This is a genomic window from Nocardia africana NBRC 100379, assembly GCF_001612635.1.
Taxonomy (GTDB): domain Bacteria; phylum Actinomycetota; class Actinomycetes; order Mycobacteriales; family Mycobacteriaceae; genus Nocardia; species Nocardia africana.
The window spans coordinates 1-24,242 of the sequence record NZ_BDAV01000033.1 but is presented as its reverse complement, the minus strand read 5'-3'; the positions used below and the strand labels follow the sequence as shown (position 1 = coordinate 24,242).

The following is a 24,242-nucleotide window of genomic DNA, read 5'->3' as shown; positions in this document are numbered from 1 at the left end:
GGTGAGTCGGGCAAGGTGATCGGTATTCGTGTGTTCTCGCGTGAGGACGACGACGATCTGCCTCCGGGTGTCAACGAGCTGGTTCGTGTGTATGTGGCGCAGAAGCGCAAGATTCAGGATGGTGACAAGCTCGCCGGCCGTCACGGCAACAAGGGTGTGATCGGCAAGATCCTGCCCAAGGAGGACATGCCGTTCATGCCGGACGGCACGCCGGTCGACATCATCTTGAACACCCATGGTGTGCCGCGTCGTATGAACATCGGCCAGATCCTGGAAACTCACCTGGGCTGGATCGCCAAGGCCGGGTGGGATATTCGGCTCACCGACGGCGCCCGCCCCGACTGGGCACAGCGTCTGCCCGCGGAACTGCTCTCGGCACCACCGGATACGAATGTCGCCACACCGGTGTTCGACGGCGCCCACGAGGCCGAACTCGCCGGCCTGCTCACCTCGACGCTGCCGAACCGCGACGGTGAGGTCATGGTGGGCGCGGACGGTAAGTCGGTGTTGTTCGATGGTCGGTCGGGTGAGCCGTTCCCGTATCCGGTGGCGGTGGGGTACATGTACATCCTGAAGTTGCATCACTTGGTGGACGACAAGATCCACGCGCGGTCGACGGGTCCGTACTCGATGATCACTCAGCAGCCTCTGGGTGGTAAGGCGCAGTTCGGTGGTCAGCGTTTCGGTGAGATGGAGTGCTGGGCCATGCAGGCCTACGGCGCGGCCTACACCCTGCAGGAGCTGCTGACGATCAAGTCCGACGACGTGGTCGGTCGTGTGAAGGTGTACGAGGCGATCGTCAAGGGCGAGAACATTCCCGAGCCGGGCATCCCGGAATCGTTCAAGGTTCTGCTCAAGGAACTGCAGTCGCTGTGCCTCAACGTCGAAGTATTGTCGGCCGACGGCGCCACGATCGAATTGCAGCAGGGCGACGACGATATCGACCGCACCGCGGCGAATCTCGGAATCAGCCTGTCCGGCAACGAATCCGCGGCGGCGGACCTGGGCTGATCGCGACGCGGACGGCGGCCGCGACGGCGGCGGCGAGCACTCGCGCGGTGAGTCCGCCGGTGTCCCCCACTCACCGGCGTGGAACTGACCCTGATGAACCGGGGTTTCCTCCCGGGGGACAGCGCGATGGACCGTGTGGCGCACCTGTTCTCCGACGCGGGCACCCGCGGCGGCCGGATCGCGGCGGTGAGCGCCCGGCTCGACGAATTTCTGCGCGAGGCGGTCGCCGTGGTGCGGAACCGTTTCCGTGGCAAACTCACCTACTGCGCGATCCCGTTCGAGCAGATCGAGTGGACGCCTTTCGAAGACCGCCACGGCACCACCTATCCGGATATGAGGTGGGAACCCAAAGCCGCATTCGCCGCCGTCGCGGAGTTCTACGGCCGCGACGCGTAATTCCTACCCCGCGGCGAACGCACCCGCTTGCGCCGCCAGCACCGCCGCGGTGGCCGCCCGACGCGGCCCCTCGGGGTCGGCCGGGGTCCGCAACAACACCAACTGGTGATACAGCGGTGCGGTCGCGGCGACGAGCACTGCGCGCGTATCGACGTCGGCGGGAATCTCACCGCGGCGGATCGCTCGCTCGACGACGATCTCGCATTGCGCGTAGCGGTCCTCCCAGAGCTGCCGAAGCGCCCGGGCCGCATCCTCGGAGCGGAACGACACGGCGATCAACGCCGATGCGATCGACGACTGCTCGGTGAGTGAATCCTGGATCTCCCGGTTGAGCTCGGTGAGATCGCCGGCCAGCGAACCGGTGTCGCGCGGCTGCCAGTCGAGATCGCTCGCGGCCGCGAAGACGTCGGCGATCAGCCCGCCGACGTCGCGCCAGCGCCGGTACACCGTGGTGCGGTGCACACCCGCGCGGGCCGCCACCGAATCCACGGTCAGCGCGTCATATCCGTATTCGGTCAGCTCCGCCTGCACCGCGGCCAGCACTTGCGCACGGATGCGCGCGGTGCGTCCGCCCGGCCGTGATGCGGGCTGCCGGCCGGTCGCGGGCTCGTTCGCTGCAGATCTCATCGTCTTCATTCGGTTGCTCGTCGGGAGGGAGTATGCCATCATCCTAAAGCAACATTCGTCGCATTAAAGGGTGGTCGCGGTTCCCGCACTGTCCGATCAGCCACGGACAGAAGGGATTCCGCATGCCCGAACAACTTCCCGTCACCGACCCGGCCACACTGCATCCGATGCCGGGACAGCCGCGAGTCGTCCTGCTGAAACCCCTCGTCACCTCGCCGCTGATCGAGGTCGGCGAATACTCCAACTACGACGATCCGGACGATCCCACCGCGTTCGACACCCGGAACGTCCTGTACCACTACGGTCCGGAGAAGCTGATCATCGGCAGGTTCTGCGCCCTGGCCACCGGCGTGCGGTTCATCATGAACGGCGCCAACCATCGCATGGACGGGCCCTCGACCTTCCCGTTCCCCACCATGGGTGGCGCATGGTCCCGGCACGTCGATCTGCTCATGGAGCTGCCCAATCGCGGCGACACCGTGGTCGGCAACGACGTCTGGATCGGTTACGGCGCCACGGTGATGCCCGGAGTGCGAATCGGACACGGCGCCATCGTCGGCGCCGGTTCGGTGGTGACCTCCGACGTCCCGGACTACGGCATCGTCGGCGGCAATCCGGCCCGGCTCATCCGGCACCGCTACAGCGCGGCCGACATCGACCGCCTGCTGGCCCTCGCCTGGTGGGACTGGCCGCTCGCGCACATCGACGAGCATGTCCGCACGATCATGTCCGGCACCGTCGACGACCTGGAGAAAGCGGCACCCGCGCGGACGGTATAGCCACCACGTCATCGTCTTTCCCGCCCGGATCCCCGCCTCGCCGGCCGGCATCACCCCCGCAATGGAGTGACATGTCCGAATCACCCACACCTGCCCCGCTCGCCGACTGGCTTCGCGGCCACATCGTGCCGGTGACGCACCTCGACCCCGACGGCCCGCTCGACGACCTGGAACCGCTGCGCGAGATCATCGGCGCGGCCCGGGTCGTCGCGATCGGCGAGAGCTCCCACTTCATCACCGAGTTCCAGCAGATGCGGCAGCGCCTGCTGCGCTTCCTGGTGGAACGCTGCGGCTTCACCGTCCTGGCCTTCGAATACGGTTTCAGCGAGGGGATACTCCTCGACGACTGGGCGCAGGGCGCGGGCACCGACGACGAACTGGCAGCCCGGCTGGCCGGGACGATTCCGATAGGAGTCGGCGAACCGTTGCGCTGGATCCGCCGGTACAACGGCACCGCCGCCACGCCGGTGCGCTTCGCGGGTATCGACATCCCCGCCGCCGGCGGGTCCCTGCTCCCCGCATTGGGCCCGGTTGCCGACTACCTGCGCGAGGTCGATCCGCAGACGCTGCCGGCGGTCGAGAAGGCAACGCGGATCGCCGCCACCTTCGCCGGCGCCTCCGCGGCGTCTGCCGCGCCGGCGTGGTCCCGGGTCCCGGCCGCCGAGCGTGACACCCTCAGCGCGATCCTCGCGCGCCTGCTGATCCGCTTCCGAGCCGTCGAATCGATGTACGTATCCCGCAGCGATCAGCGCGGTTACGACGTCGCCCGGCACCGTCTCGAGGCCGCCTGCCACGCCGACTACGGATTCGGTGCCATGGCAGACCTTTTCGCCGGCACCGGACTCACCGCCGACACCTCGGCCCGCGACAGCTACATGGCCGAGTCGGTCCTGTGGCAGCTGCGCCGCAGCGAACCCGGGACCCGGATCGTCCTGGCCGCCCACAACGCCCACATCCAGAAGGAGCCGGTCTCGTTCGACGGGCAGAACCTGGCCGGATTTCCGATGGGACATCATCTGCACCGCACGCTCGGCGACGACTACGTCGCCCTGGGCTTGACCAGTGCCGCGGGGCAGACGGCGGACATGCTCCCCGACGAGAACGCGCCCTTCGGCTTCACCGTCGCGGCAACGCCGTTGGAGCCGGGCGAGCCCGGCAGTATCGAAGCCGCCTTCGGTCAGTCCGGCGTCGGCCCCGGGTTCGCCGATCTTCGCGGTGCGCGCCGTGCGGTCCGCCCGGAGGCACGCCCGAATCGCACCCGGTTGCAGAGCGCCTACCTCCACGTCCCGGTCCTCGACGCCTTCGACGGCATGCTCGACACCGCGATCTCCACCGTGGCCGACCTGGACGGCGGAACACACTGAGACTCAGCGGCATTCAGCCGAGTCCACCGCACGCAGCGATGCCAATCAGAAACATTGGGCGTGGAGTATTACGGTCGTGGAATCGCTCCCACCCAAACACCTCCTGCTGGAGGCATGCCGGGGTCTGACCTACGACGGTCACCCCGTACTGAAGTGCGCGTGCCGCCTCAGCGAACTGCACGAGCAGAGACTGTCCGCCGCGCCGGGGCCGACCCTGGACATCGATCGTGATCGGGCACAACTGGTTTCCGATATCGATCGCTGGGTCGCCACCGAATTACCCCGGCCACACGGCGGCGCACGCATGCACACCGAAACGGTCGGCACCGTCATCGACCGGCTCGCCCAGTTCTCCGCACTGGCGTATCTGACGCTGACGCACGAACCGGAACACGTGATGCGCGACGCCTGGCGGCGGCTGTCGGAACTGGCGGTGGCCTACGACCATCTGGCCGGTGAGGTGACCGCGGGCCTGTGCCGGTTGCCGGATCTCAGCGGGCATCGCGACGAGGAGTGAACCATCCGCCGAACGGCGGCGCGGGCGAGGGAACCGACGCCGCCGATGGCTGGGATGAGCGGATCAGGGCAGTCGATCCGCATCGGGGCGACCCGACACACCGATCCTGCGCCGACATCCTCGAGACAGCCCAGGATGTTCCTGTGAAACGGCTGGCAAGCGGGCGCCTGCGTCAGGCGGTCGCCTCCACCTCCGGTCCGGCGGGCATCAACGCGCGCACGGCGTCGATGGTGTCGGCCTGCGCGGGCTCTTTGTCCGGCCGATACCGCACCACCCGCGCGAACCGCAGGGCCACGCCGCCGGGGTAGCGCGAGCTCGTCTGCACCCCGTCGAGGGCGATTTCGACGACCAACTCGGGCCACAGATAGACGGTATGGCCGTCGCGGGCGCGCTCGTGACGCGGAAATTCCGCGGTCTGCCACTGCAGCAGCGCGTCGGTGAGCCCCTTGAAGGTCTTGCCGACCATGATCGGATCACCACCGTGCGGATCGCGCGCGCCCAGGTGCAGATTCGACAGGTATCCGGTGCGGCGGCCGTATCCCCATTCGGCGCCGAGCACTACCAGATCGAGGGTGTGCGCCGGTTTGATCTTCTGCCACGCCCGTCCGCGGCGTCCGGCCGCATACGGCGCGGACAGCGCCTTGATCATGATGCCTTCGTGCCCTGCGGCCAGCGCGCCGTCGAAGTACTCGGCGACCGCCTCCGGCTCCGGATCGATCAGCGCCGGAATCATGTGCGCGCCCGCCACTTTCGCCAACGCCACTCGCCGCTCCCGCAGCGGGGCATCGAGCAGATCCGCGCCGTCCAGGTGCAGACAGTCGAAGAAGTACGGATGCAACAGCAGTTCCCTGGTCGAATTCACCGTCAGCCGCGGCTCCTCCGAGGCCGGGTCGGCGGCGAACCGGCTCATCGTCTCCTGGAACGGACGCGGCCGGCCGGAGTCGGTGAGCGCCAGCGTCTCGCCGTCGAGAACCACACTGTCACAGGGCAATTCGGAGACCAGCTGCACCAGCTCCGGCACGCCGGAGGTGATGTCGCGCAGCGTGCGAGTGAACACCCAGACCTGAGTGCCCTTGCGGTGCACCTGAATCCGCGCGCCGTCGAGTTTGTGCTCCACGCTCACATCGCCCTCGAACTCACCGAGCACATCGTCGAGGGTGGCGCCCGGCGAGGCCAGCATCGGCTGAATCGGACGGCCGACCTCGAGCCGGAATTCCGACAGCGCCTGTGCGCCGCCGGAGATGGCCGCGACGGCGGTCACCGGCAGGCGGCCGGAGAGCATGTAGGCCCGGCGCACCAGCTCGGCCGGTACGTCGGCGGCCTTGGCCACCGCCTCGGCGACGATCGCGGTCAGCGCGCCCTGGCGTAGCTCACCGGTCAGCAGGCGAATCAGGAAGGCGCGTTCGGCATCGGTCGCCTCCGCGAGCAGGGCGGTGAGCAGTTCCCGCCGCCGCGCGACCGATCCGGATCCGGCCACCGCCGCCAATTCCGTCAGCGCCTGATCGACCGCGGCCACCGTGAGCGTCGATTCGGGGGCGGGCTCCACCTCGATGCCGGCGACCGTACGCCAGCCCGTGCCCAGCCTGCCCTGCGGTAGCTCACCGGAAATCCACGCGACGACCGGCATCAATTCATCCGATTCGGCCCGGCCCAGCAGTTCGGCCAGACCCGCGATCTTGACCTTGCGCGACGCCGATGCCCGCACCGATTCCGACGCCGCGACCACATCCGAAAGCAGCACGGACTCGACGGTAGCCGCTCGGTGTGACATATAGCTCGAGTCCACTGCTAATTCTCCATTGGCAGCTTTGCGAAAGGTCCATAGTCTGGGCATATGGCCAAGACTTACGTCGGGGCGCGATTGCGACAGCTGCGCACCGAACGGGGGCTGAGCCAGATCTCACTCGCCAAGAAGCTGGAGATCTCGGCGAGCTACCTCAACCAGATCGAACACGACGTGCGTCCGCTCACCGTACCGGTACTGCTGCGGATCAGTGAGGTGTTCGGCGTAGACACCAGTTTTTTCGCCTCCCAGGACGACACTCGCCTCATCGCCGAACTGCAAGAGGTGGTGATGGACACCGAACTCGGGATCGAGGCCGACGCGCAGGAGATCGCCGATATGGTCTCCGCCCATCCCAGCCTGGCCCGGGCGCTGGTGAACATGCACCGCCGCTACCGCAACACCACCGCACAGCTGGCCGCGGCCACCGAGGACCGCTTCTCCGACGGCAGCGGCTCGGGCGCCATCTCCCGTCCGCACGAGGAGGTGCGCGACTTCTTCTATCAGCGCCAGAACTACATTCACGAATTGGATACCGCCGCAGAGGAATTGGCGACCCGCATGCGCTTGCACGGCGGCGACCTGCGGCGCGAGCTCACCCGCCGGCTCACCACCGGATACGGCGTGCAGATCGTGGAGCGGATCGACCTGGGCGAGGGTGTGCTGCACCGCTACGACCCCGAGGCCCGCAAGCTCGAGATCGCCCCGCATCTGTCGGGCGGTCAGCGCGTCTTCAAACTGGCCGCGGAACTGGCATACCTGGAATGCGGCGATCTCATCGACAAATTGGTCGAAGAGGGCAATTTCGCCTCCGAGGACACTCGTACGCTCGCGAAACTCGGCCTCGCGAACTACTTCGCCGCGGCGACGGTGCTGCCGTACTCGCATTTCCACGAGGTCGCCGAGGATTTCCGCTACGACATCGAGCGGCTGTCGGCCTTCTTCGCGCAGAGTTACGAAACGATCTGCCACCGGCTCTCCACCCTGCAGCGGCCCAAACTGCGCGGGGTGCCCTTCTCGTTCGTCCGCGTGGATCGTGCGGGAAATATGTCGAAACGCCAGTCCGCCACCGGATTCCACTTCTCCTCCGCGGGTGGGACCTGCCCGCTGTGGAATGTGTACGAGACCTTCGCCTATCCCGGGCGGATCATGACCCAGATCGCCCAGATGCCCGACGGCCGCAAATATCTGTGGATCGCGCGCACGGTCGAGCGGCGCGCCACCCGCTACGGACAGCCGAGCAAGACCTTCGCCATCGGCCTGGGCTGCGAATTGCGGCACGCCGGACGCGTGGTCTACGCCGACGGCCTGGACCTCAACGATCCCCAGGCCACCCCGATCGGCGCCGGCTGCCGCGTCTGCGAACGCGCCAACTGCCCGCAGCGCGCGTTCCCGCCGCTGGGCAAGTCCCTGGACATCAGCGAGCACCGCAGCTCGATCTCTCCGTACGTCCTGCGCTGAGCCGCGGCTTCCGGGCGAGCGGCCACCGGGGCGCGCTTTTTTGTTAGCGTGGGGCATGGTGTCGACGGAGCCACGGATCGCACCCGGTCGCCTGCGCGAACTGGGCCCGGTGAATTGGGTTGTCTGGCAGGTGTTGTCCCGCGCGGCCGGGACCGACGACGCCCATTTGTTCAGCACGCTCGGCCGCACCGGCGGCCTGTTCCGCGGCTGGCTGCACTTCTCCGGCCGGCTGATGCCCGGCGGCAAACTGTCGCGCTACGAGACCGAACTGGTCATCCTGCGCGTCGCACATCTGCGCAACTGCGAATACGAGACCGACCACCACATCCGTCTGGGCAAACGCGCCGGTGTCACCAAGGACATCCTGGCGCGCCTGCGCACCGGGCCCGACGCCGAGGGCTGGCCGGACAAGGAACGCGCGCTGCTCACCGCGGTCGACCAACTGGTCACCACCCGTGACGTCGACGACGCGACCTGGTCGGCCCTGGCGCGGCACTACGACGAGAAGCGCCTCATCGAAATCGTGCTGCTGGCAAACCAATACGAAGGTCTGGCCAGCACCATCACCACCCTGCGCATCCAAACCGACCACTGAGCCGGTGAGCCACCGCGGCGATCGGATCGCGGCTCATGCGGTAGGCGATCCGGACCCCTCGACGAGGACGGCGAGTCCGTCCACTACCCGCGCCAGACCGAAATTCCAGGCGTGGTCGGCACTGTAGGCGCTGTCGTGCGCCTGGCCGGCGGCCGCGCCGACGCGGGCGGCCAGCGGATAGCGATCGGGATCGAAGACCTGCTCGAGGACCGGGGCGGTGCGCTCCCACCATTCGCGATCCGACAGGCCGCTGTCGGCCGCCGCGCGGTCGGTGTCGATGGCGATGCGCGCGACGGCGGTGACGAATCCGAGTAGATAGGTCAACGCCGCGTCCATCTCGACGTCGCTCAGTCCGAGACCGTCGAAAGCGCTCAGTTCGTAATCGTATTTCGCCGCCAGGCCGGGGCCCAGCGGTGGCCGAGTCGTCGGCACGTAGGCGACCCACGGGTGCCGGGCCAACAGCGCGCGGTTCTCGTCGGCGATCACCGAAACCCTTCGCCGCCAGGGCATTCCGGTCAGATCCGGGCGGGGCATCCGCGCGTAGACCGAATCGAGCATCAGGTCGAGCAGCTCGGCCTTACCGGGCACGTAGGTGTAGGTCGCCATGGGAGTCAATCCCAGTCTCGCGGCGACCGCGCGCATCGTGAGCGCCTCCAGGCCCTCGGTATCGGCGATGGCCACCGCCGCTGCCACCACGTCGTCGACACTGCTGCGCTGTTTCGGACCGCGCCCGGAGCCGCGCCCGGGCTGCCGCCAGAGCAGTTCCAACGTGCGCGCGGGATCCCCCGCACCGGATCGCTCGCCGGAGCCGCGTACCCGGCGGGACCGCGCCCCGGCCGCATTCTCTGCCACCCGACCTCCCGGTTTCGCCCGTTGTCGCCGGAGTTCGGCGCCGTGCGCATCGTATCGAGCCGTCACGGCGTACCCCGACGGGAATAATTCTCTACATAGTATAGTATACTTAGTAGAGTATTTCCGGTGACGCTCCGCGAGGCCGCGTCGAACCCCGAGGAGGACCGTGACCATCACCGCATCCGCCATCTCGCTGAACGTCGCCGATCCCGAGGCTTCGGCCGCATTCCTCAGCGACCATTTCGGCTTCGCGGTCGAGATGTCCGCCGACGGATTCGTCTCCCTGGGCCGGCCGGACGCCGGATTCACCGTGATCTTCCTGCGCACCGGACTGCCGACCTTCGAACCGGCACGCATCGCCGGCGACGCGGGGCAGGGCTTGCTGGTCGTGTTCACCGTCGACGACATCGACGCGGAATACGAGCGCGTGCGGGCCGAAGGGGTCGAGATCGTGACCCCGATCGAGACCGAGCCGTGGGGTGAGCGTTACTTCCAGGCGATCGACCCGAACGGCATCGTGATCCAACTGGTCCAGTGGGTGGGCGACCCGAGCGCCTATGACGCGAACAGCACCGAATCCTGATTCCGCGCTCGGTGCCCGACGTCGCCGGCCGACGCCGGGCACCGTTCGAGCCGGGCCGTCGGAGCCCGATCCGACGCACCCGCTCACTCACTCGGCGAGAGCACGCCTCAATACCTCGGCCGCCGGTGTCGACGGCCGGCCGATCAATTTCTGCAGATCGCCGCTGGTCACATCCAGCCAGCCCGCACGCAGTCCGGCGTCGGAATCGGCCAGCACCCGCGCGAAATCTCCAGGGACCCCGGCCTTTTCCAATCCCGCAAGGTATTCGCCCTGCGGCAGATCCTGATACCGCACCGGCTTTCCCGAGGCGTTCGAGATCACCTGCGCCACATCGGCGAGCGACAGGTGCTCGTCGCCGCCGAGCTCGTAGATCCGCCCCGCATGACCGTCGGTGGTCAGCACCACCGCGGCGGCCTCGGCGTAGTCGGCGCGTGCGGCCGCGGCGACCAGTCCGTCGCCGGCCGAGCCGTACAGCACACCCGATTCCAGGGTCGTGTCCAGGCCGTTCAGATAGTTCTCCCAGTACCAGCTGTTACGCAGGAAAACGTGCGGCACAGTGGATTTCGCGATCACCTCTTCCGTGTCGCGGTGCTCCTGGGCCAGGATCATCGGGTTCTCGCCTGCGTGCGGAATGCTGGTGTAGGCCAGCAGTTCCACGCCGGCCCGCTCGGCCGCGCGCACGACGTTGGCGTGCTGGCCCACCCGCGCACCGAATTCGTTGCCCGACACCAGCAGCAGGCGATCCACACCCGCGAGGGCGCGGTCCAGCGCTTGCGGATCGTCATAGGCGGCCTGCCGCACGTGCACACCTCGCTCGGCCAGGTCGGCGACCTTGGCCGGGTCCCGGACGACCGCGACGACGGGCCCCGCATCCCTGTTCGACAGCGCCTCGACGACGAGACGGCCCAGCTGTCCGCTTGCCCCGGTGACGGCGACGGTCATAGCCCAACCTCCAGATCTGATGTACGAAACAACCTGCACTAACTATTAGTTAGTACCTGATATTCCCGCGCCGCAGACGAAAGAGTCACTACCACTGCGATGGGTAGCATCGAGACCATGACGAGCCGGCACCTGCGATCAGCGGACGACGCCGATCCGACCCTGGAAGCCGACGTCTTCGCGCGCAACTGCCGCTCCCGGCCGGTGCTGCAGAACGTCGCGAGCCGGTGGGGCGCACTCGCCCTGGTCGCGCTGCGCGAAGGTCCCTACCGTTTCAGCGCGCTGCGCCGCCGGGTCGACGGCATCAGCGAACGCATGCTGTCACAAACCCTGCAGGCCCTCGAACGCGACGGCATGATCCACCGCGAAGTGCAGCAGACCATCCCGCCACGCGTCGAATACACCCTCACCGACCTCGGCGCACAGATCGCCGATCAGCTGTACGGACTGATCGCGATCCTCGAGGACAACATCGACACCATCCTCGCGGCCCAGTCCGCGTACCACCGCGACTGATCGAACGAAAACGGCCCGGTATCAGGCATATTCGCCGATACCGGGCCGTCCACGGGAAGATCAGAAGTTGATCATGTGTCCCGCGAGACCGTGGAACGCCTCCTGCAGCGCCTCGCTCAGCGTCGGGTGGGTGTGCACGTTGCGCGCGAGTTCGTTGACGGTGAGGTCCCACTTCTGGGCCAGCGTCAGCTCGGGCAGCAGCTCCGACACGTCGGGACCGATCAGATGGCCGCCGATCAGCTCGCCGTACTTCGCGTCGGCGACCAGCTTGACGAAACCGGTCGGATCACCCAGGCCGTGCGCCTTGCCGTTCGCGGTGAACGGGAAGGTCGCGACCTTCACGTCGTAACCCTCGTCGCGGGCCTGCTGTTCGGTGAGGCCGAAGCTGGCGACCTGCGGCTGGCAGAACGTCGCGCGCGGCATCATCCGGTAGTCGCCCAGCGGCAGCGTCTCCGCACCGCCGATCGTCTCGGCCGCCACCACACCCTGCGCCTCGGCCACGTGGGCCAGCTGCAGTTTCGCCGTGACATCGCCGATGGCGTAGATGTGCGGCACGTTGGTGCGCATGTAGTCGTCGATCGCGATGGCACCGCGCTCGGTCAGCTGCACGCCGGTGTTCTCCAGGCCGTAGCCCTTGACCCGCGGCGCGAAACCGACGGCCTGCAGCACCTTGTCGACGGTGACGGTCTCGACCGAACCGGACTTGTTGTCCTTGATCGAGACGGTGACCTTGGAACCGTTGTCCTCGATGGATTGCACCGAGGCACCGGTGGTGATGGTGATGCCGAGCTTCTTGTACGCCTTGGTGATCTCCTTGGAGACGTCGGCGTCCTCGTTCGGCAGCGCGCGGTCGAGGAACTCCACGATCCGCACGTCCACGCCGTAGTTCTTCAGGACGTACCCGAACTCCATACCGATCGCGCCCGCGCCGACGATCAGGATCGACCCCGGCAGGTCGCGGGTCAGGATCTGCTCCTCGTAGGTCACCACGTTCTGCGACAGCGAGGTGCCCGGCAGCAGCTTGGTCTCGGTGCCGGTGGCGATGATGACGTTGTCGAAGGTGACGGTTTCGGTGCCGCCGTTGCTCAGCTCGACCGAGAGAGTGTTCGCGTCGGTGAAGGTGCCCTTCCCGTCGAACTCGTCGATCTTGTTCTTCTTCATCAGGAAGTGGACGCCCTTGACCCGGCCGTCCGCGACCTTACGACTTCGGTCGAAGGCGGCACCGAAGTCGAAGCTCGCCTGTCCGGAGATACCGAACGTCTTCGCTTCCTTGGTGAAGATATGGGCCAGCTCCGCATTGCGCAGCAGTGCCTTGGACGGAATGCACCCGACGTTCAGGCACACGCCACCCCAGTATTTCTGCTCGACGATCGCTGTTCGCAGGCCGAGTTGAGCGGCGCGGATCGCGGCGACGTAACCGCCGGGACCAGCGCCGAGAACGACGACATCGTAGTGGGAAGTCACGGGAACGAGCCTAGCGCTGTTGCCGAAAGCTCACTCATCCATCCCCCGCAGGGGTGAGAGGGCGGCCACAACGTGCGCCTACCTCCAGACCTCCCGCGCGACCCGGGCGAAGTTGCCGTGAAAGATCGCCGCGCGTTCGGAGTCGGTGAAACCCCTGCGGGCCAGGACGTCGTCCAGTCCCGCGACGCGGGGCCGGGCGGCCGGGTTGTCCACATCCGTCCCGGGATGTGGTGGCAGTCCCAGCAGATCCTCGGGCGGCACCCATTGCAGCGGCCCCCACCGCGTGTAGTCCTCGGAGAAGTTCTCCGGCGCGGCCGCGATCTCCGCGTTGAACTGGTCCCCGTCGAACGAGAAGTCCGAACCGATCCCGATGTGCTCGACACCGACCAGCTCGGCCCCGTAGGCGATGTGGTCGGCCATCGCCTCGATGCGCGCGGCCCGCCCCTCGACGCGGTTGCGGCCCAGAAAGATTCCGACACCGTTGATTCCGATCACCCCGCCGGTCGCCGCACACGCTCGCGCCTGGTCGTCGCCGATATTGCGCGGATGCGGCCACAGCGCGGCGAAATTGGAGTGGCTGTAGATCATCGGCCCGCCCGCGACCTCGGCGATTTCCAGGCCGGTGCGCCGCGAACAGTGCGATCCGTCGGCGAATATCCCGGCCTCTCCCAGCATGCGAATGATCGTGCGGCCGTAGGGAGTCAGTCCGCGATCGTCCGGATCGAGGCATCCACCGCCGGCCGCGTTGGCGTGGTTGTAGGTCGGCAGCAGCGAGCGCACGCCGAGCGAGTGGAAGAGCGCGATGTTGTCCGGATCGCCGTCGAGCGGCCGCGAATCCTCGAGATCGAAGGCCAGCGCGATGCGCCTTTCGGGGCCGGATGTCTCCTCTATGTCGCGGACGGACTCGACGAGCCGGAAACGCCCGTCCGCCAGCGCGTTCCGGCGCAGCAGATGCAGCATGGCCAGCGCGTCCTCGATCGAATGCAGTGAGTAACCCACGTTCACCGACAGATACGACCCGGCCGGATAGCGCGTGAGTTCGGTGATATCGGCGGACGGAAGGATCGGCAGGCAGCAGTGCTGGTCCCAGAGCGGATGTGCCACCGCGGTCCTCCTTCCGGCCTACCCGGGGCGTCCAGCAACTGTACGGAGTCACCGGCCGCACGGGCGAGCAGACACGGCGGCGCGCACCCGGCGCCCCTCTCGCCCCTCGCCACACCGATCGGTAGGCCAGAATGTGATCCATGAGCGGTGCCGAGCAAACGACCGACCCGTACCTGTGGCTCGAGGATGTCACCGGCGAACGTGCCCTGTCCTGGGCACGGGCACACAACGAGGTGGTGATCGAGCGCTTCGCCACCTCCGATCGGTTCGACGCCCTGGACCATCGCATCCTCGCCATGCTCGACACCGACACCCGCATCCCGTACCCGACGCGACGCGGACCCTGGCTCTACAACTTCTGGCGCGACGCCGAACACCCCCGCGGGCTGTGGCGGCGCACCACCTTCGACGAATACCGCGGTGACGATCCGGCCTGGGATGTGCTCATCGATCTGGACGCCCTGGCCACGGCCGAGGACGAGAACTGGGTCTGGGGCGGGGCGGCGGTGCTGCGCCCGGACCAGGAACTGGCCTTGATCAGCCTGTCCCGCGGCGGGGCGGACGCCAAGGTGGTGCGTGAATTCGACCTCACCACGAGGCAATTCCGCCCGGCGGACGCGGGCGGCTTCCACCTGCCCGAGGCCAAATCACAGGTGCGCTGGATCGATTCCGACACCGTCTACGTCGGAACGGATTTCGGGCCCGGCACGCTCACCGACTCGGGCTATCCGCGGCTGGCCAAGCGCTGGCGCCGCGGCACCCCGCTGTTGGAGGCGGATACCGTATTCGAGGGCGAGCCGGGTGATGTGATGGTCTCGGCCGGCTACGACCGCACGCCCGGATACGAGCGCCACTACGTCGCCCGCGCCACCGACTTCTTCAACGAATCGGTCTACCTGCTGGACCGCGACGGCACGCTGCGGCATATCGACGTACCGACCGACGCGTCCGAGTCCTGGTACAAGAATTGGCTGCTGGTGCAGCTGAAATCACCGTGGGAGGTAGGCGGGCGCAGCTACCCCGCCGGCGCTCTGCTGGCCATCGACATCGACGACTTCTTCGACGGCGCGCGCGATTTCGAGGTGGTCTTCGAACCCGACGCGCACACCTCACTGCACGGCTACGGCTGGACCGAGCATCACCTGCTGCTGATCACGCTGGAGGATGTGCAGACCAAGCTGTACGTCCTGACGCCCGGCACGGCGACGCCCCCGGGCACCGGATGGACCCGCGAACCGCTCGCCGACACCCCGCCGATGGCGACCACCAACGTCATGAATCTGGATCCGCTGGAGAGCGGTGACGAATTCATGCTCACCACAAGCGGTTTCACCACTCCGGCGACGCTGCTGGCGGGTTCGGTGGGCAGCCCGGCGGTAGCCCTCAAGCGGGAACCGGCGTATTTCGACGCCTCGGGCATCGACACCGAACAGTTCTTCGCCCGCTCCGACGACGGAACCATGGTGCCGTACTTCGTCATTCGCCACCGCGACCACAAGGGCCGGCCCGGCCCGACCGTCGTCTCCGGCTACGGCGGCTTCGAGGTCTCCCGCACCCCGGGCTACAGCGGCGCCTCCGGCATGGGCTGGCTCGAGCGCGGCGGCACCTGGGTGATGGCCAACATTCGCGGCGGCGGCGAGTACGGGCCCGAATGGCACACCCAGGTGCAGAAGGCCAACCGCTACAAGGTCTACGAGGATTTCTCCTCGGTCGCGAAAGACCTCGTCGCGCGGGATATCACGACCGCGGCACAACTCGGTGCGGTCGGCGGCAGCAACGGCGGCCTGCTGATGGGCGTGATGCTGACCCGCTATCCGGAACTGTTCGGCGCCATCGTCTGCCAGGTGCCGCTGCTGGATATGAAGCGCTACCACCTGCTGCTGGCCGGCGCGTCCTGGATCGCCGAATACGGCGACCCGGACAAGCCCGAGGAGTGGGAGTACATCAGCGAGTATTCGCCCTATCAGCGGGCGATGGCGGCCGATCCGGCGCGCCCCTACCCGCCGATCCTGCTCACCACCTCCACCCGCGACGACCGGGTCCATCCCGGCCACGCCCGGAAGATGGCGGCACTGCTGGAGTCTCAGGGCCGGACCGTCTGGTACCACGAGAACATCGAGGGCGGTCACGGCGGCGCGGCCGACAACAAGCAGATGGCCTTCCAGTCCGCGCTGATCTACGAGTTCTTCACCCAGATGCTGATCGAGCGGCGCACCACCGCCTGACGTCGGGATTTCCCGGAACAGATGACCGATGGCCCGTGGAGACCAGGGCCTTTGTCCTCTGTAGCGTGATCCGTCACACTGCCATTCTCGGTTCGGGGACCGAGAACGACAGGATTCGCAATGCGCACACCGACTGCGGTCGGACCGGCCGGCACCGTAGATCGGCTCACTGCCGAACTCGGCGCGCGACTGCCACGCCGGACCATCGAGATCGCTGTCGAGCGCGCCCTCCGAGACCTGCGCGGATCACCGGTCCCGGCCCTACCGGAACTCGTCGAACGGCTTGCCCGTCAGCGACTCACCGATTCGGCCATCTCGCCGACCACACCGGTTCGGTAGCGGGTTCTCGAGAGGAGCACACATCATGGATACGTTCTGGGACTACGTCTGGTACACGATTCTGGTCTTCGCGTTCGTGGCCTACCTGATCATCCTGTTCCAGATCCTGACCGATCTGTTTCGCGATCACACGACGTCCGGCGTCGCCAAGGCCGCGTGGGTGATCTGCCTGGTGATATTCCCCTATATCACCGCTCTGGTCTATCTGATCGCCCGGGGAAAGGGCATGGCCGTGCGCTCCGAGCACGCTCACGCGGAGGCCAAGCAGGCGGCCGACGACTACATCCGGCAGGTGGCGGGCAAGTCACCTGCGGAGCAGATCGCCGACGCCAAGGCGCTCTACGACGCCGGCACGATCGACGCCTCCGAATTCGACCAACTGAAGGCCCGTGCGCTCGGTCACAACGGCGCCACCCCCGCCGGCCCCGGTACCCCGGGCACCGCCGACCGCGGCGATATGGCGGCGCGGTAGCGACGGCTACCCGGCTCCGGTCCGCTCGCCGGCGTCCGGATCGGAGCCGACGGCCCGCCGCGGTAGCCGGCCGGTGAAGAACAAGGCGATGACGGCCAGCATCGCCGTCACCGCGAAGGCCACCTGCAACGCCAGCAGCCGGGCATCGGAATTGACCGCGACGACCGCGTCGACGGTCCGCGTATCGACTCCGGCGGCGTCGAGCGACTGTCGCAGCTGAGTATTGGACAAAAACGGAACGCCGTCGGCCAGTTCGGTGCCGGCTCGCTGCGCGACCGAGGGCGGGACCGCGGGGTTGTTCTCGATCCCGCTGATCACCGAGGAGGTCAGCGTGGCGATGAGAATGGAGCCGATCAGCGCGGTACCGAGCGAGGCGCCGAGATTCGTCGCGGTGTTCTGCAGCCCGCCGACCTCCGCACTCTGCGAATCCGGTACCGCCGAGACGGTGATCGCTCCCAACTGGGAGGCCAGCGCGCCCAATCCCAGACCCATCAACAGCATGGGCACCGACACCACCCCGGCATTGGCCCCGGGATCCATGCCGCCAGCCAGCAGCAGAATTCCGATGATCATCGAACCCAGTCCCAAGCGCACCACCCGCCGCGGATTCGCATGCGGCACGAATTTCGGAATTCCCGCGGCGGCGGCGACGAGCGCGATCGACAGCGGAAGGATGCGCACCCCGGTTTCGAGCGCACTCAATTCCAGCACCACCGACAGGAACAGCGGTACCGAGAAGAACACGCCGGCCTGAATCGCGAACTGCGCGAAGAACATCGCCAATCCGCCCCCGAGCCTGCGATTGCCGAACAACCGGGGGTCGACCAGCGGCTCCCGGCCGGAACCCACCAGCCGGTTCTCCCACCGCAGGAAGGCGTACAACACCAGCAGACCCGCCAGGATCAACCAGATCACCGGCGACAAACCTGCGATCTCGGTACCGCCGGGATGCGGGCGAATCCAACCCCATTCGCTGGAGCGCAGCACCCCGAACACCACCGCACCCAGCCCGACGACCGACAACACCGAACCGAGCAGGTCCAAGTGCACCCGCTGCGCAGGTGCGTCCGCCACGCGGCGCAGCACCAGCAGAATCACGACCACGACCACGACCTCGCCGAAGAACACGTACCGCCAGGAGGCGAAGGTCGTCACCGCCCCGCCCACGAGCGGGCCCACGGCCACGGCCATCGCGCCGGCCGCGGCCACCAATCCGTATGCGGCGGCGCGGCGTTCGCGGGCGAAGTTCGCCGCCACCAGCGACACGATCGCCGGCATGATCAGCGCCGCCCCTATGCCCTCCAACAGCGACCAGCCCAGCAGCAGTACACCGAGATTCGGCGCCAATCCGGTGACCAGCGAGCCCGCGCCGTAGACGACCAAGCCGACGCCGAATGCCCGCCGCCGCCCGAGAATCGTCCCGAGCTTGCCGCCGGTGACCATCAGCGACGCCATCACCAGCGTGTACAGCGTGATGGCGGTCTGGATTCCGGTGATCGTCGTACCGACGTCGTGCGCGACCGTCGCCATCGAGACGTTCATGACCGAACTGTCGAGGGTCATGAGGAATTGACCGGAACCCAATACCGCCAAGACGAGGGTGGATCCGGATGCGGCGCCCGGACGCGTCGTCATTGCCGCCGCGCTCGTGGTCGAGCCGACGCCGGACGACGGCCGGAGCACCGGTTTCGGCGGGCGACCCACCTGCGCATTCGTCCATTGAAGCACTCGCGGGCCCGAGATCGGCGGCGTTCGGCTACAGGTCGCGCACCCACTTCTCGATGCGGTCGACGGTCGTTTCCGGATCGATGATCCAGCCGTTGTGCCCCAACGGTTTCGGCTCGTGCCAGGTGGTCACGCGCGCCTTGGGCAGCTTCTCCAGCAGATGCGCGGCCGAACTGCGGGGGGTGAGGTCGTCGCCGCCGATGGTGATCGAGAGGACCGGCAGGGTGAGCCGCGCGATGCGCTCGTCGTAGTCGATATCGGCGCCGACCGGCACGAACCGGCCGGTGCGGGCCAGCCGCGCCCAGTCGGAGATCAGCACCTTGGACTGCCGGCCGAAACCGCCCGCGGTGATTCGATCGCCCGGCCAGAAGCCGGCGAGATTCGCGGTGAGCGAGATGGCGGCCGGTCCGACCAGCATCGCGGAGCGGGCGATGCCGCCGTACCCCCGGTAGTACGGGGTGCCGGAGGCGACCAGGATCAGCCCGCCCAGCCGGCCCCGGATCCGCGCGGCGTACATGACCCCGAGCTGGCCACCCATACTGTGCCCCAGCAGCATCGGCGTGCTGTCCGGGAAGCGGGTGCGAACAGCCTCGAAGATCGCGGGAAAATCGACCGACACCAGTTCGTGGTATCCGTAGGTACTGGATGCGCTCGGCTTCGGCCGGCTGTCGCCGTTACCCCGCAATTCCCCGATCGCCGCATCGAATCCGCGCCGCGCCAGCGCCCGCGCGAAATCCCCGTAGTACTCGCCCGGCACCCCCAGCCCCGGAATGATCACGATGACCGGCCGCGGGGCATCCGCGGTGATGGCATGCCGGTGCGGACCGCTCGCGGCGACGAACCGCACCGGCACCGTCGACCCGTCCGGCATCTGGATCGGAATCGTCTCCATACGCGCACGCTACCGCGAGCCGCGCCCCGGCAAGCGCCGGCAACGCACGGTTGCCTTGGTCACCAGCTCACAAGCCGCACAGTTCTCGAGGCGCCGCGGTTCTCGAGGCGCAGGCGGTCAGCCGCGTCAGGAGTCCACCGCGTCCGGCTCCGCCGATCCGTTCGCCGCTCGCTGCCCGGTTTCCCGGCGCGCGAGCCCTTCGGCGGCGCCGGTCGGCCCCTCGACGACCCCGACGCCACCGACATCCGCGATCCCGTCGACTTCGGCTTCGACCACCCCGTCGACCTCGGCTCCGACGACCCCGTCGGCAGTGGCTCCGACGACCCCGTCGGCATTGGCAACGAATCCGTCGGCCGCGTCGCCAACCGACTCTTCCACCGCATCGGCAACCAACTCCTCCGCCGCGTCGGCAACCGGCTCTTTCACCGTATCGGCAACCAACTCCTCGGCCGCGTCGGCGACCAACTCCTCCGCCGCGGCAATGGCCTGGCGCGCCGTGTCGTCTACCGCGGGCGCGCAACTGCGCTCCAGCAGCTCGCCGAGTCCCAGCCGAGTCGCCACCACCACCAACTGGTTGCCCGCGGCGAGCACCCGCTGCGCCGAAGGCTGCCATTCCGGGGCGTCGCCGGCCGCGGGCTGCACCGCGATGACCCGGGTGTGCTCCGCCGATCCGAGGTCGGCGATCCGCAGCCCGATCAGCGCCGATCCCGGCTCCACCGGTACCTCCGCGACCAGCAGGGTGGCCTGGCCGATGGTCAGGGTGGCGATCACCCGCCGCTCCACCACCGCCGCGGCGAATCCGTCGGCGGCCAATTGGAAGACGCTGCGCACCACGGCCTTCCCGAGGCTGCGCTGTACCCGGTCGGCCAGGTCGTCGTCGGAGACGCGCAGCACCACCCGCAGATCGTCACGGTAGGACTGGCCGAGCATCGCGGCCTCCAGATTCACCGCGTCACTCGAGGTCAGCAGGACCAGCGCACGCGCCTTCGGCACACCCACCGCACGCAGCGTGTCCTCCCAGGTGGCCTGGCCGATCACGACCGGCACCCCCAGGCTGCGAGCCAGCGCGATACCGCGCGCGTTCTCGTCGTAGTCCAGTCCCACCACCGGTACACCGAGGTCGCGCAACTGTTCCACCACGCGCATTCCGACATTGCCCACACCCGCGACCACCACGTGGTTTTCCATCCGCGAGGGGTCGATCGAATACTCCGAGAGCTGCGCCCGCAGGACACCGCCCACGACCAGCGCGGTGACCACCGGCGTCATCGCCAGCCCGGTGAACACCACGCCCAGCTGCAGGATCTTGAACAGCGGGTCGCGCGCCGGCTCCGGCTGCGCCGCACCGGCCGAATCCAGCAGTGTTTCGTATACCGCTGTGCCCCAGCTGTTTCCGATCAACACCATCATGACGCACACGGCCGCGATGATGATCAGCATCACCAGCAGCAGGCGGATCAGATCGTGGCGGACCAGATAGCGCAGCTGGTTCAGCCAACGGCGGCGCGCCCCGGGCGAATACGGCACCCGCCCGGCCAGCGCCAGCACCCGGTCCGCCGGTGCGTGCGGCGAGCGCAACGCGATGCCCTCCGGCCCGCCGGCCAGTCCCGACACCACTCGATCGGGCGGCGCATCACCGACCGCGGCAACATACAGCGTGCGTTCCCCCAGCCGCAGATAGTCCTGCGCCTTCTCCCCGAGGGCCGCGGCGATGAACGACGGCGCGGCCATCTCCGAGATCGACAGCACCACACAGTCGGAGAACAACCGGCGGATGCGAAAACCCAAGCCGGTGTTGAACATTCGGATCACCAGCCGGATCCGCGGGTTGAGTTCGTGCGCACGCAGCGCGGCGTGGAAGTTCTCCACGTCCGCCTGATCCACCAGGGCCAGCGCCAGTGCCCCCTCCACCCCGGCCGCGCGCAGAACGGTTTCGTCCAGGCGCTCGGCGCACAGGATCCGGACCCGTTCCACCTTCTCCAGCTGCGGCACGTAACTACCGTTGCGGTTCGGCAGGACCGCGGTCACGGTGGCGTCGGGGAACCGGGCGGTCAGCTGCAGGGCCAGCTGATGGACGAGCGGATTGTCACCGCAGACGACGTATGTCGGGGACTGCCCGCCCCCCGGCGAAACATGCACCTCTCGATGCTAAGGCGAATTCCGTTCGGCGGCATGATGCTTCGCCGATCAGGCGCTGACCGCACCCATGATGACCCGGCGCAACACCCTGATCACCTCGTCGAGGGGCCGGCGCGGCTCGGAACCGCTCCACTCGTCGACCACGTAGTTCACCGCACCGATGATGGCGAGCATGCGCGTCTCGTAGTCGCCGCTGGGAATCTCGCCCTGCAGTGCCGCATCCTCGGCCGCTCCGGCCAGCAGCGCACCCCATGCCCGCCGCAGTTCCAACCGGAACTTCTCCACCTTCGGTCCGGCGCCGACCACCTCGACCAGCGCGACGCGGGCCTTGCGCGGATCGCGCCCGATGGACTCGATATACGCGCGCACCCCGGCGTCGATGATCTCGATGGCACTCGCGTCGGCATGCGCGTCCAGCGCGGCGACCACCGCGTCCCGGGATTCCCGGTCGATCTGTTCGTAGAGTTCCAGCAGCAACGATTCGCGGCCGGTGAACTCCTCGTAGAACTGACGCGAGGAAAGTCCGGCGTCTTTGCAAATGGCTCCGACCGAGCTATTGGCATACCCGTCTCTGGCGAACACCGTCAGGCCAGATTCCAGAAAACGCGCACGTCGCTGCCGCTGCCGGTCTTCTACGGGCTGTCCGGCGTACATCCTACCCGCGTTCGTTTCCTGTGACATTGCGCCAGACAATACCGAAGGGCCCGATTCCCTCGTCATGGATCGGGCCCTTCGCTTACACCTCCGACTGACCGCGCGTTAGCCGGAAGTTGTCTCTATGGTCGGAGCGCCAGTGCAATGACTGCGCTCTTCATGTCGCGGATGGTTTGCCAAAACGGAGGATAGTCGATAACACCTATACAACGGAAGAGTTTGAAGGAATTTTCTAGGTTTTATTTCCGCAACGATTCCGTTAGGAAATAGTCGCGTCGGAGGGGGTAGCGCGGACGGAGGGCCGAGGCACGAAGTTCTAGGCGGGCGCGAAATGAGTGAGCGCCGAAATACCGTCCGGACCGTACGTCGTCACCAGAAGTCCGGTCGCCCGAAACGATCCGTCCACCCGGCGGCAATAGCGGCCGAATGCCGGCTGCGCATTGGCACGCACCGATTGCAGCCGGATCTCCGCCCGGTCCCGAAATGCCGGAATACGGGGGAGGAATTCACCGATCGCCGCACGGCCTGGGCGCTCGTGCGACTACCGCGGCATGGTCGGCCACTCATCGGTGAGCAGCGCGACCACGGCGCCCACATCGGCGGCCTCGAAGGCCCGCGCGAAACGCTCGCCGAGCCTGCGCTCGCCGGGCGACTCCGGGACCGGCCCCGCATGCCGGCCCACGTTGCGACACAGACGTTCCCGAGCGCGCTGCAGCGCGGTCTGCGGGGCCATCGGAGTAAGCCCGGACATGCCGGCCACCTCCGCAGCACGGAACCCGAGCACGTCCCGCAGGACGAGCACGGCGGACTGGCGCGGGGGAAGTTGGTGCAGCAGTTCGATGACGGCCAATTCGAGCGAGGCACGCGCGCTCAGCACTTGCCGCCGTCGTCTTCGACCGGCTGCCGTTCGAAGCAGCACGCGGGCGCGACCACAGTTAAGTAACTACTTGACTATCAGAGCGAGGTACCTACACTTAAGTGGGTGCTTAACCAATCCGAGCGGCTGGACCTGATCTTCCGGGCGCTCACCGACCCCACCCGCCGATATCTGCTCGAGCGGCTCGGCCGAGGACCGGCGGCAGTCAGTGCCCTCGCCGAGCCGTTGGAGATGAGCCTGGCGGCCGTTGTGCAGCATCTGCAGGTGCTGCAGGACGCCGGGCTGGTGCGGTCGGAGAAAGTCGGCCGGGTGCGTACCTGTCACCTGGTACCCGATGCGCTGCGTCCCGCCGAGGACTGGCTGCACGCGCGGCAGACCCCGTGGGAACGCCGCCTCGACGCGCTCGGCACTGCTCTCGCCGAGCGCCCCAACCCCGAACCCGAGGAGTCGTCATGACGACCACGCATTCCCTGGTCCATTCCACGTTCACCCTCGAACGCGACTACCCCGTCACTCCCGCAACGGTTTTCGGCGCATGGGCCGAACCGGAACGGAAGGCGGAGTGGTTCAGCGCACCCGGCACCGAGCACGAGCTCGACTTCCGCGTCGGGGGCCGCGAGATCGCCGCCGGCATGCACGATGGCAAGCGAATGACCTTCACGACGACGTACCAGGAGATCGTTCCCGGCGAACGCATCGTCTACACCTCGACGATGGGCGTGGACGACGCCGTGGTGACGGTCTCGCTCACCACGGTCGAATTCGCCGAAACCGCGGTCGGCACCCGCCTGACCCTCACCGAACACGGCGCCTACCTCGACGACCACGAAAAGCCGGAATGGCGCGAACACGGGACGAGCGAACAGCTCGCCACCCTCGAGCAACGCCTGCAGGAAATGTCGAGCCGATAGAAAAGAGATGAAAA

Annotated in this window: 25 protein-coding genes; 14 read left to right on the top strand and 11 right to left on the bottom strand. The window is 67.6% G+C overall.

Annotation, left to right across the window (positions count from 1 at the left end):
• Positions 1–1,011 (top strand): DNA-directed RNA polymerase subunit beta (locus tag NA3_RS34290; protein WP_501193627.1); only part of this gene is annotated, 1,011 nt, incomplete at its 5' end.
• Between the two features lie 78 nt (positions 1,012–1,089).
• Positions 1,090–1,407, top strand: coding sequence for a hypothetical protein (locus tag NA3_RS34285; RefSeq protein ID WP_062968945.1), 318 nt, complete (start codon positions 1,090–1,092; stop codon positions 1,405–1,407).
• A gap of 3 nt (positions 1,408–1,410) precedes the next feature.
• Here the strand turns inward: NA3_RS34285 and NA3_RS34280 are convergent, their stop codons facing one another.
• Positions 1,411–2,034: a TetR/AcrR family transcriptional regulator gene (locus NA3_RS34280; RefSeq protein WP_062968955.1), complete on the bottom strand. Its 624-nt coding sequence runs from the start codon at positions 2,032–2,034 to the stop codon at positions 1,411–1,413.
• A 122-nt stretch (positions 2,035–2,156) separates the two neighbouring features.
• On the opposite strand from NA3_RS34280, the gene NA3_RS34275 reads away from it, so the two are divergent.
• The 3 genes from NA3_RS34275 to NA3_RS34265 all read left to right on the top strand — a co-directional run bounded on the left by NA3_RS34275 (position 2,157) and on the right by NA3_RS34265 (position 4,694).
• Entirely contained in the window at positions 2,157–2,813 is a 657-nt protein-coding gene (locus NA3_RS34275; protein ID WP_062968943.1) for a CatB-related O-acetyltransferase, read from the top strand.
• Between the two features lie 71 nt (positions 2,814–2,884).
• Positions 2,885–4,177 carry an erythromycin esterase family protein gene (locus NA3_RS34270; protein WP_062968942.1) on the top strand — a complete coding sequence of 431 codons (1,293 nt, stop codon included), beginning with the start codon at positions 2,885–2,887 and terminating at the stop codon, positions 4,175–4,177.
• A 76-nt stretch (positions 4,178–4,253) separates the two neighbouring features.
• On the top strand, positions 4,254–4,694 hold the full coding sequence (locus tag NA3_RS34265) for a DUF4254 domain-containing protein (RefSeq protein WP_062968940.1): 441 nt from the start codon (positions 4,254–4,256) through the stop codon (positions 4,692–4,694).
• A gap of 172 nt (positions 4,695–4,866) precedes the next feature.
• Here NA3_RS34265 and NA3_RS34260 read toward each other — a convergent pair whose 3' ends face one another.
• Positions 4,867–6,435 (bottom strand): ATP-dependent DNA ligase, encoded by a 1,569-nt coding sequence (locus NA3_RS34260; RefSeq protein ID WP_062968953.1) that lies wholly within the window; start codon positions 6,433–6,435, stop codon positions 4,867–4,869.
• Positions 6,436–6,528: 93 nt separating this feature from the next.
• Here NA3_RS34260 and ramB point away from each other — a divergent pair, with 93 nt between their 5' ends.
• Both ramB and NA3_RS34250 read left to right on the top strand, forming a co-directional pair.
• On the top strand, positions 6,529–7,938 hold the full coding sequence (ramB, locus tag NA3_RS34255) for an acetate metabolism transcriptional regulator RamB (RefSeq protein ID WP_062968938.1): 1,410 nt from the start codon (positions 6,529–6,531) through the stop codon (positions 7,936–7,938).
• A gap of 55 nt (positions 7,939–7,993) precedes the next feature.
• Positions 7,994–8,533: a carboxymuconolactone decarboxylase family protein gene (locus NA3_RS34250; RefSeq protein WP_062968936.1), complete on the top strand. Its 540-nt coding sequence runs from the start codon at positions 7,994–7,996 to the stop codon at positions 8,531–8,533.
• Positions 8,534–8,566: 33 nt separating this feature from the next.
• Here the strand turns inward: NA3_RS34250 and NA3_RS34245 are convergent, their stop codons facing one another.
• Complete coding sequence (locus NA3_RS34245; RefSeq protein WP_062968934.1) at positions 8,567–9,385, bottom strand: TetR/AcrR family transcriptional regulator; 819 nt, start codon at positions 9,383–9,385, stop codon at positions 8,567–8,569.
• Positions 9,386–9,551: 166 nt separating this feature from the next.
• Here NA3_RS34245 and NA3_RS34240 point away from each other — a divergent pair, with 166 nt between their 5' ends.
• On the top strand, positions 9,552–9,968 hold the full coding sequence (locus tag NA3_RS34240; RefSeq protein WP_062968932.1) for a VOC family protein: 417 nt from the start codon (positions 9,552–9,554) through the stop codon (positions 9,966–9,968).
• Between the two features lie 87 nt (positions 9,969–10,055).
• On the opposite strand, the gene NA3_RS34235 is transcribed toward NA3_RS34240, so the two are convergent.
• On the bottom strand, positions 10,056–10,910 hold the full coding sequence (locus NA3_RS34235) for an SDR family oxidoreductase (RefSeq protein ID WP_062968930.1): 855 nt from the start codon (positions 10,908–10,910) through the stop codon (positions 10,056–10,058).
• 117 nt (positions 10,911–11,027) lie between these two features.
• On the opposite strand from NA3_RS34235, the gene NA3_RS34230 reads away from it, so the two are divergent.
• Complete coding sequence (locus NA3_RS34230; RefSeq protein WP_062968951.1) at positions 11,028–11,426, top strand: winged helix-turn-helix transcriptional regulator; 399 nt, start codon at positions 11,028–11,030, stop codon at positions 11,424–11,426.
• 60 nt (positions 11,427–11,486) lie between these two features.
• Here the strand turns inward: NA3_RS34230 and lpdA are convergent, their stop codons facing one another.
• Positions 11,487–12,890: a dihydrolipoyl dehydrogenase gene (lpdA, locus tag NA3_RS34225; RefSeq protein ID WP_062968928.1), complete on the bottom strand. Its 1,404-nt coding sequence runs from the start codon at positions 12,888–12,890 to the stop codon at positions 11,487–11,489.
• A 78-nt stretch (positions 12,891–12,968) separates the two neighbouring features.
• Positions 12,969–13,994, bottom strand: coding sequence for a dipeptidase (locus NA3_RS34220; RefSeq protein WP_062968926.1), 1,026 nt, complete (start codon positions 13,992–13,994; stop codon positions 12,969–12,971).
• A gap of 140 nt (positions 13,995–14,134) precedes the next feature.
• Here NA3_RS34220 and NA3_RS34215 point away from each other — a divergent pair, with 140 nt between their 5' ends.
• From NA3_RS34215 to NA3_RS34205, 3 genes are all read left to right on the top strand, one after another.
• On the top strand, positions 14,135–16,219 hold the full coding sequence (locus NA3_RS34215) for a prolyl oligopeptidase family serine peptidase (RefSeq protein WP_062968924.1): 2,085 nt from the start codon (positions 14,135–14,137) through the stop codon (positions 16,217–16,219).
• Between the two features lie 120 nt (positions 16,220–16,339).
• Positions 16,340–16,558: a three-helix bundle dimerization domain-containing protein gene (locus NA3_RS34210; protein ID WP_062968922.1), complete on the top strand. Its 219-nt coding sequence runs from the start codon at positions 16,340–16,342 to the stop codon at positions 16,556–16,558.
• A 25-nt stretch (positions 16,559–16,583) separates the two neighbouring features.
• The gene (locus NA3_RS34205; protein WP_084492110.1) at positions 16,584–17,030 is read left to right on the top strand and encodes an SHOCT domain-containing protein; all 447 of its coding nucleotides are present in this window, start codon (positions 16,584–16,586) and stop codon (positions 17,028–17,030) included.
• A 6-nt stretch (positions 17,031–17,036) separates the two neighbouring features.
• On the opposite strand, the gene NA3_RS34200 is transcribed toward NA3_RS34205, so the two are convergent.
• The 5 genes from NA3_RS34200 to NA3_RS34180 form a co-directional block, all read right to left on the bottom strand.
• A complete protein-coding gene (locus NA3_RS34200; protein WP_062968949.1) occupies positions 17,037–18,665 on the bottom strand; it encodes an MFS transporter in 1,629 nt (542 codons plus the stop codon).
• Positions 18,666–18,786: 121 nt separating this feature from the next.
• Positions 18,787–19,647: an alpha/beta hydrolase family protein gene (locus tag NA3_RS34195; RefSeq protein WP_062968920.1), complete on the bottom strand. Its 861-nt coding sequence runs from the start codon at positions 19,645–19,647 to the stop codon at positions 18,787–18,789.
• A 126-nt stretch (positions 19,648–19,773) separates the two neighbouring features.
• Complete coding sequence (locus NA3_RS34190; protein WP_062968919.1) at positions 19,774–21,786, bottom strand: NAD-binding protein; 2,013 nt, start codon at positions 21,784–21,786, stop codon at positions 19,774–19,776.
• A 48-nt stretch (positions 21,787–21,834) separates the two neighbouring features.
• Positions 21,835–22,467 carry a TetR/AcrR family transcriptional regulator gene (locus NA3_RS34185; RefSeq protein ID WP_227463169.1) on the bottom strand — a complete coding sequence of 211 codons (633 nt, stop codon included), beginning with the start codon at positions 22,465–22,467 and terminating at the stop codon, positions 21,835–21,837.
• A 514-nt stretch (positions 22,468–22,981) separates the two neighbouring features.
• On the bottom strand, positions 22,982–23,317 hold the full coding sequence (locus NA3_RS34180; protein WP_062968917.1) for a sigma factor-like helix-turn-helix DNA-binding protein: 336 nt from the start codon (positions 23,315–23,317) through the stop codon (positions 22,982–22,984).
• Between the two features lie 105 nt (positions 23,318–23,422).
• Between NA3_RS34180 and NA3_RS34175 the strand changes: the two genes are divergently transcribed.
• Both NA3_RS34175 and NA3_RS34170 read left to right on the top strand, forming a co-directional pair.
• A complete protein-coding gene (locus tag NA3_RS34175; RefSeq protein ID WP_062968915.1) occupies positions 23,423–23,773 on the top strand; it encodes an ArsR/SmtB family transcription factor in 351 nt (116 codons plus the stop codon).
• The gene (locus tag NA3_RS34170) at positions 23,770–24,228 is read left to right on the top strand and encodes an SRPBCC family protein (RefSeq protein WP_062968913.1); all 459 of its coding nucleotides are present in this window, start codon (positions 23,770–23,772) and stop codon (positions 24,226–24,228) included. Before NA3_RS34175 ends, NA3_RS34170 begins: the two co-directional genes overlap by 4 nt.
• The last annotated feature ends 14 nt before the right edge of the window (positions 24,229–24,242 follow it).

What these genes read in the sequence shown, in the direction of transcription:
- NA3_RS34280 (WP_062968955.1), bottom strand. Translation starts at nt 2,034, where the DNA reads ATGAGATCTGCAGCGAACGAGCCCGCGACCGGCCGGCAGCCCGCATCA.
- NA3_RS34275 (WP_062968943.1), top strand. Translation starts at nt 2,157, where the DNA reads ATGCCCGAACAACTTCCCGTCACCGACCCGGCCACACTGCATCCGATG.
- NA3_RS34270 (WP_062968942.1), top strand. Translation starts at nt 2,885, where the DNA reads ATGTCCGAATCACCCACACCTGCCCCGCTCGCCGACTGGCTTCGCGGC.
- ramB (WP_062968938.1), top strand. Translation starts at nt 6,529, where the DNA reads ATGGCCAAGACTTACGTCGGGGCGCGATTGCGACAGCTGCGCACCGAA.
- NA3_RS34250 (WP_062968936.1), top strand. Translation starts at nt 7,994, where the DNA reads ATGGTGTCGACGGAGCCACGGATCGCACCCGGTCGCCTGCGCGAACTG.
- NA3_RS34235 (WP_062968930.1), bottom strand. Translation starts at nt 10,910, where the DNA reads ATGACCGTCGCCGTCACCGGGGCAAGCGGACAGCTGGGCCGTCTCGTC.
- NA3_RS34230 (WP_062968951.1), top strand. Translation starts at nt 11,028, where the DNA reads ATGACGAGCCGGCACCTGCGATCAGCGGACGACGCCGATCCGACCCTG.
- NA3_RS34215 (WP_062968924.1), top strand. Translation starts at nt 14,135, where the DNA reads ATGAGCGGTGCCGAGCAAACGACCGACCCGTACCTGTGGCTCGAGGAT.
- NA3_RS34210 (WP_062968922.1), top strand. Translation starts at nt 16,340, where the DNA reads ATGCGCACACCGACTGCGGTCGGACCGGCCGGCACCGTAGATCGGCTC.
- NA3_RS34205 (WP_084492110.1), top strand. Translation starts at nt 16,584, where the DNA reads ATGGATACGTTCTGGGACTACGTCTGGTACACGATTCTGGTCTTCGCG.
- NA3_RS34200 (WP_062968949.1), bottom strand. Translation starts at nt 18,665, where the DNA reads ATGACGACGCGTCCGGGCGCCGCATCCGGATCCACCCTCGTCTTGGCG.
- NA3_RS34195 (WP_062968920.1), bottom strand. Translation starts at nt 19,647, where the DNA reads ATGGAGACGATTCCGATCCAGATGCCGGACGGGTCGACGGTGCCGGTG.
- NA3_RS34185 (WP_227463169.1), bottom strand. Translation starts at nt 22,467, where the DNA reads ATGTCACAGGAAACGAACGCGGGTAGGATGTACGCCGGACAGCCCGTA.
- NA3_RS34170 (WP_062968913.1), top strand. Translation starts at nt 23,770, where the DNA reads ATGACGACCACGCATTCCCTGGTCCATTCCACGTTCACCCTCGAACGC.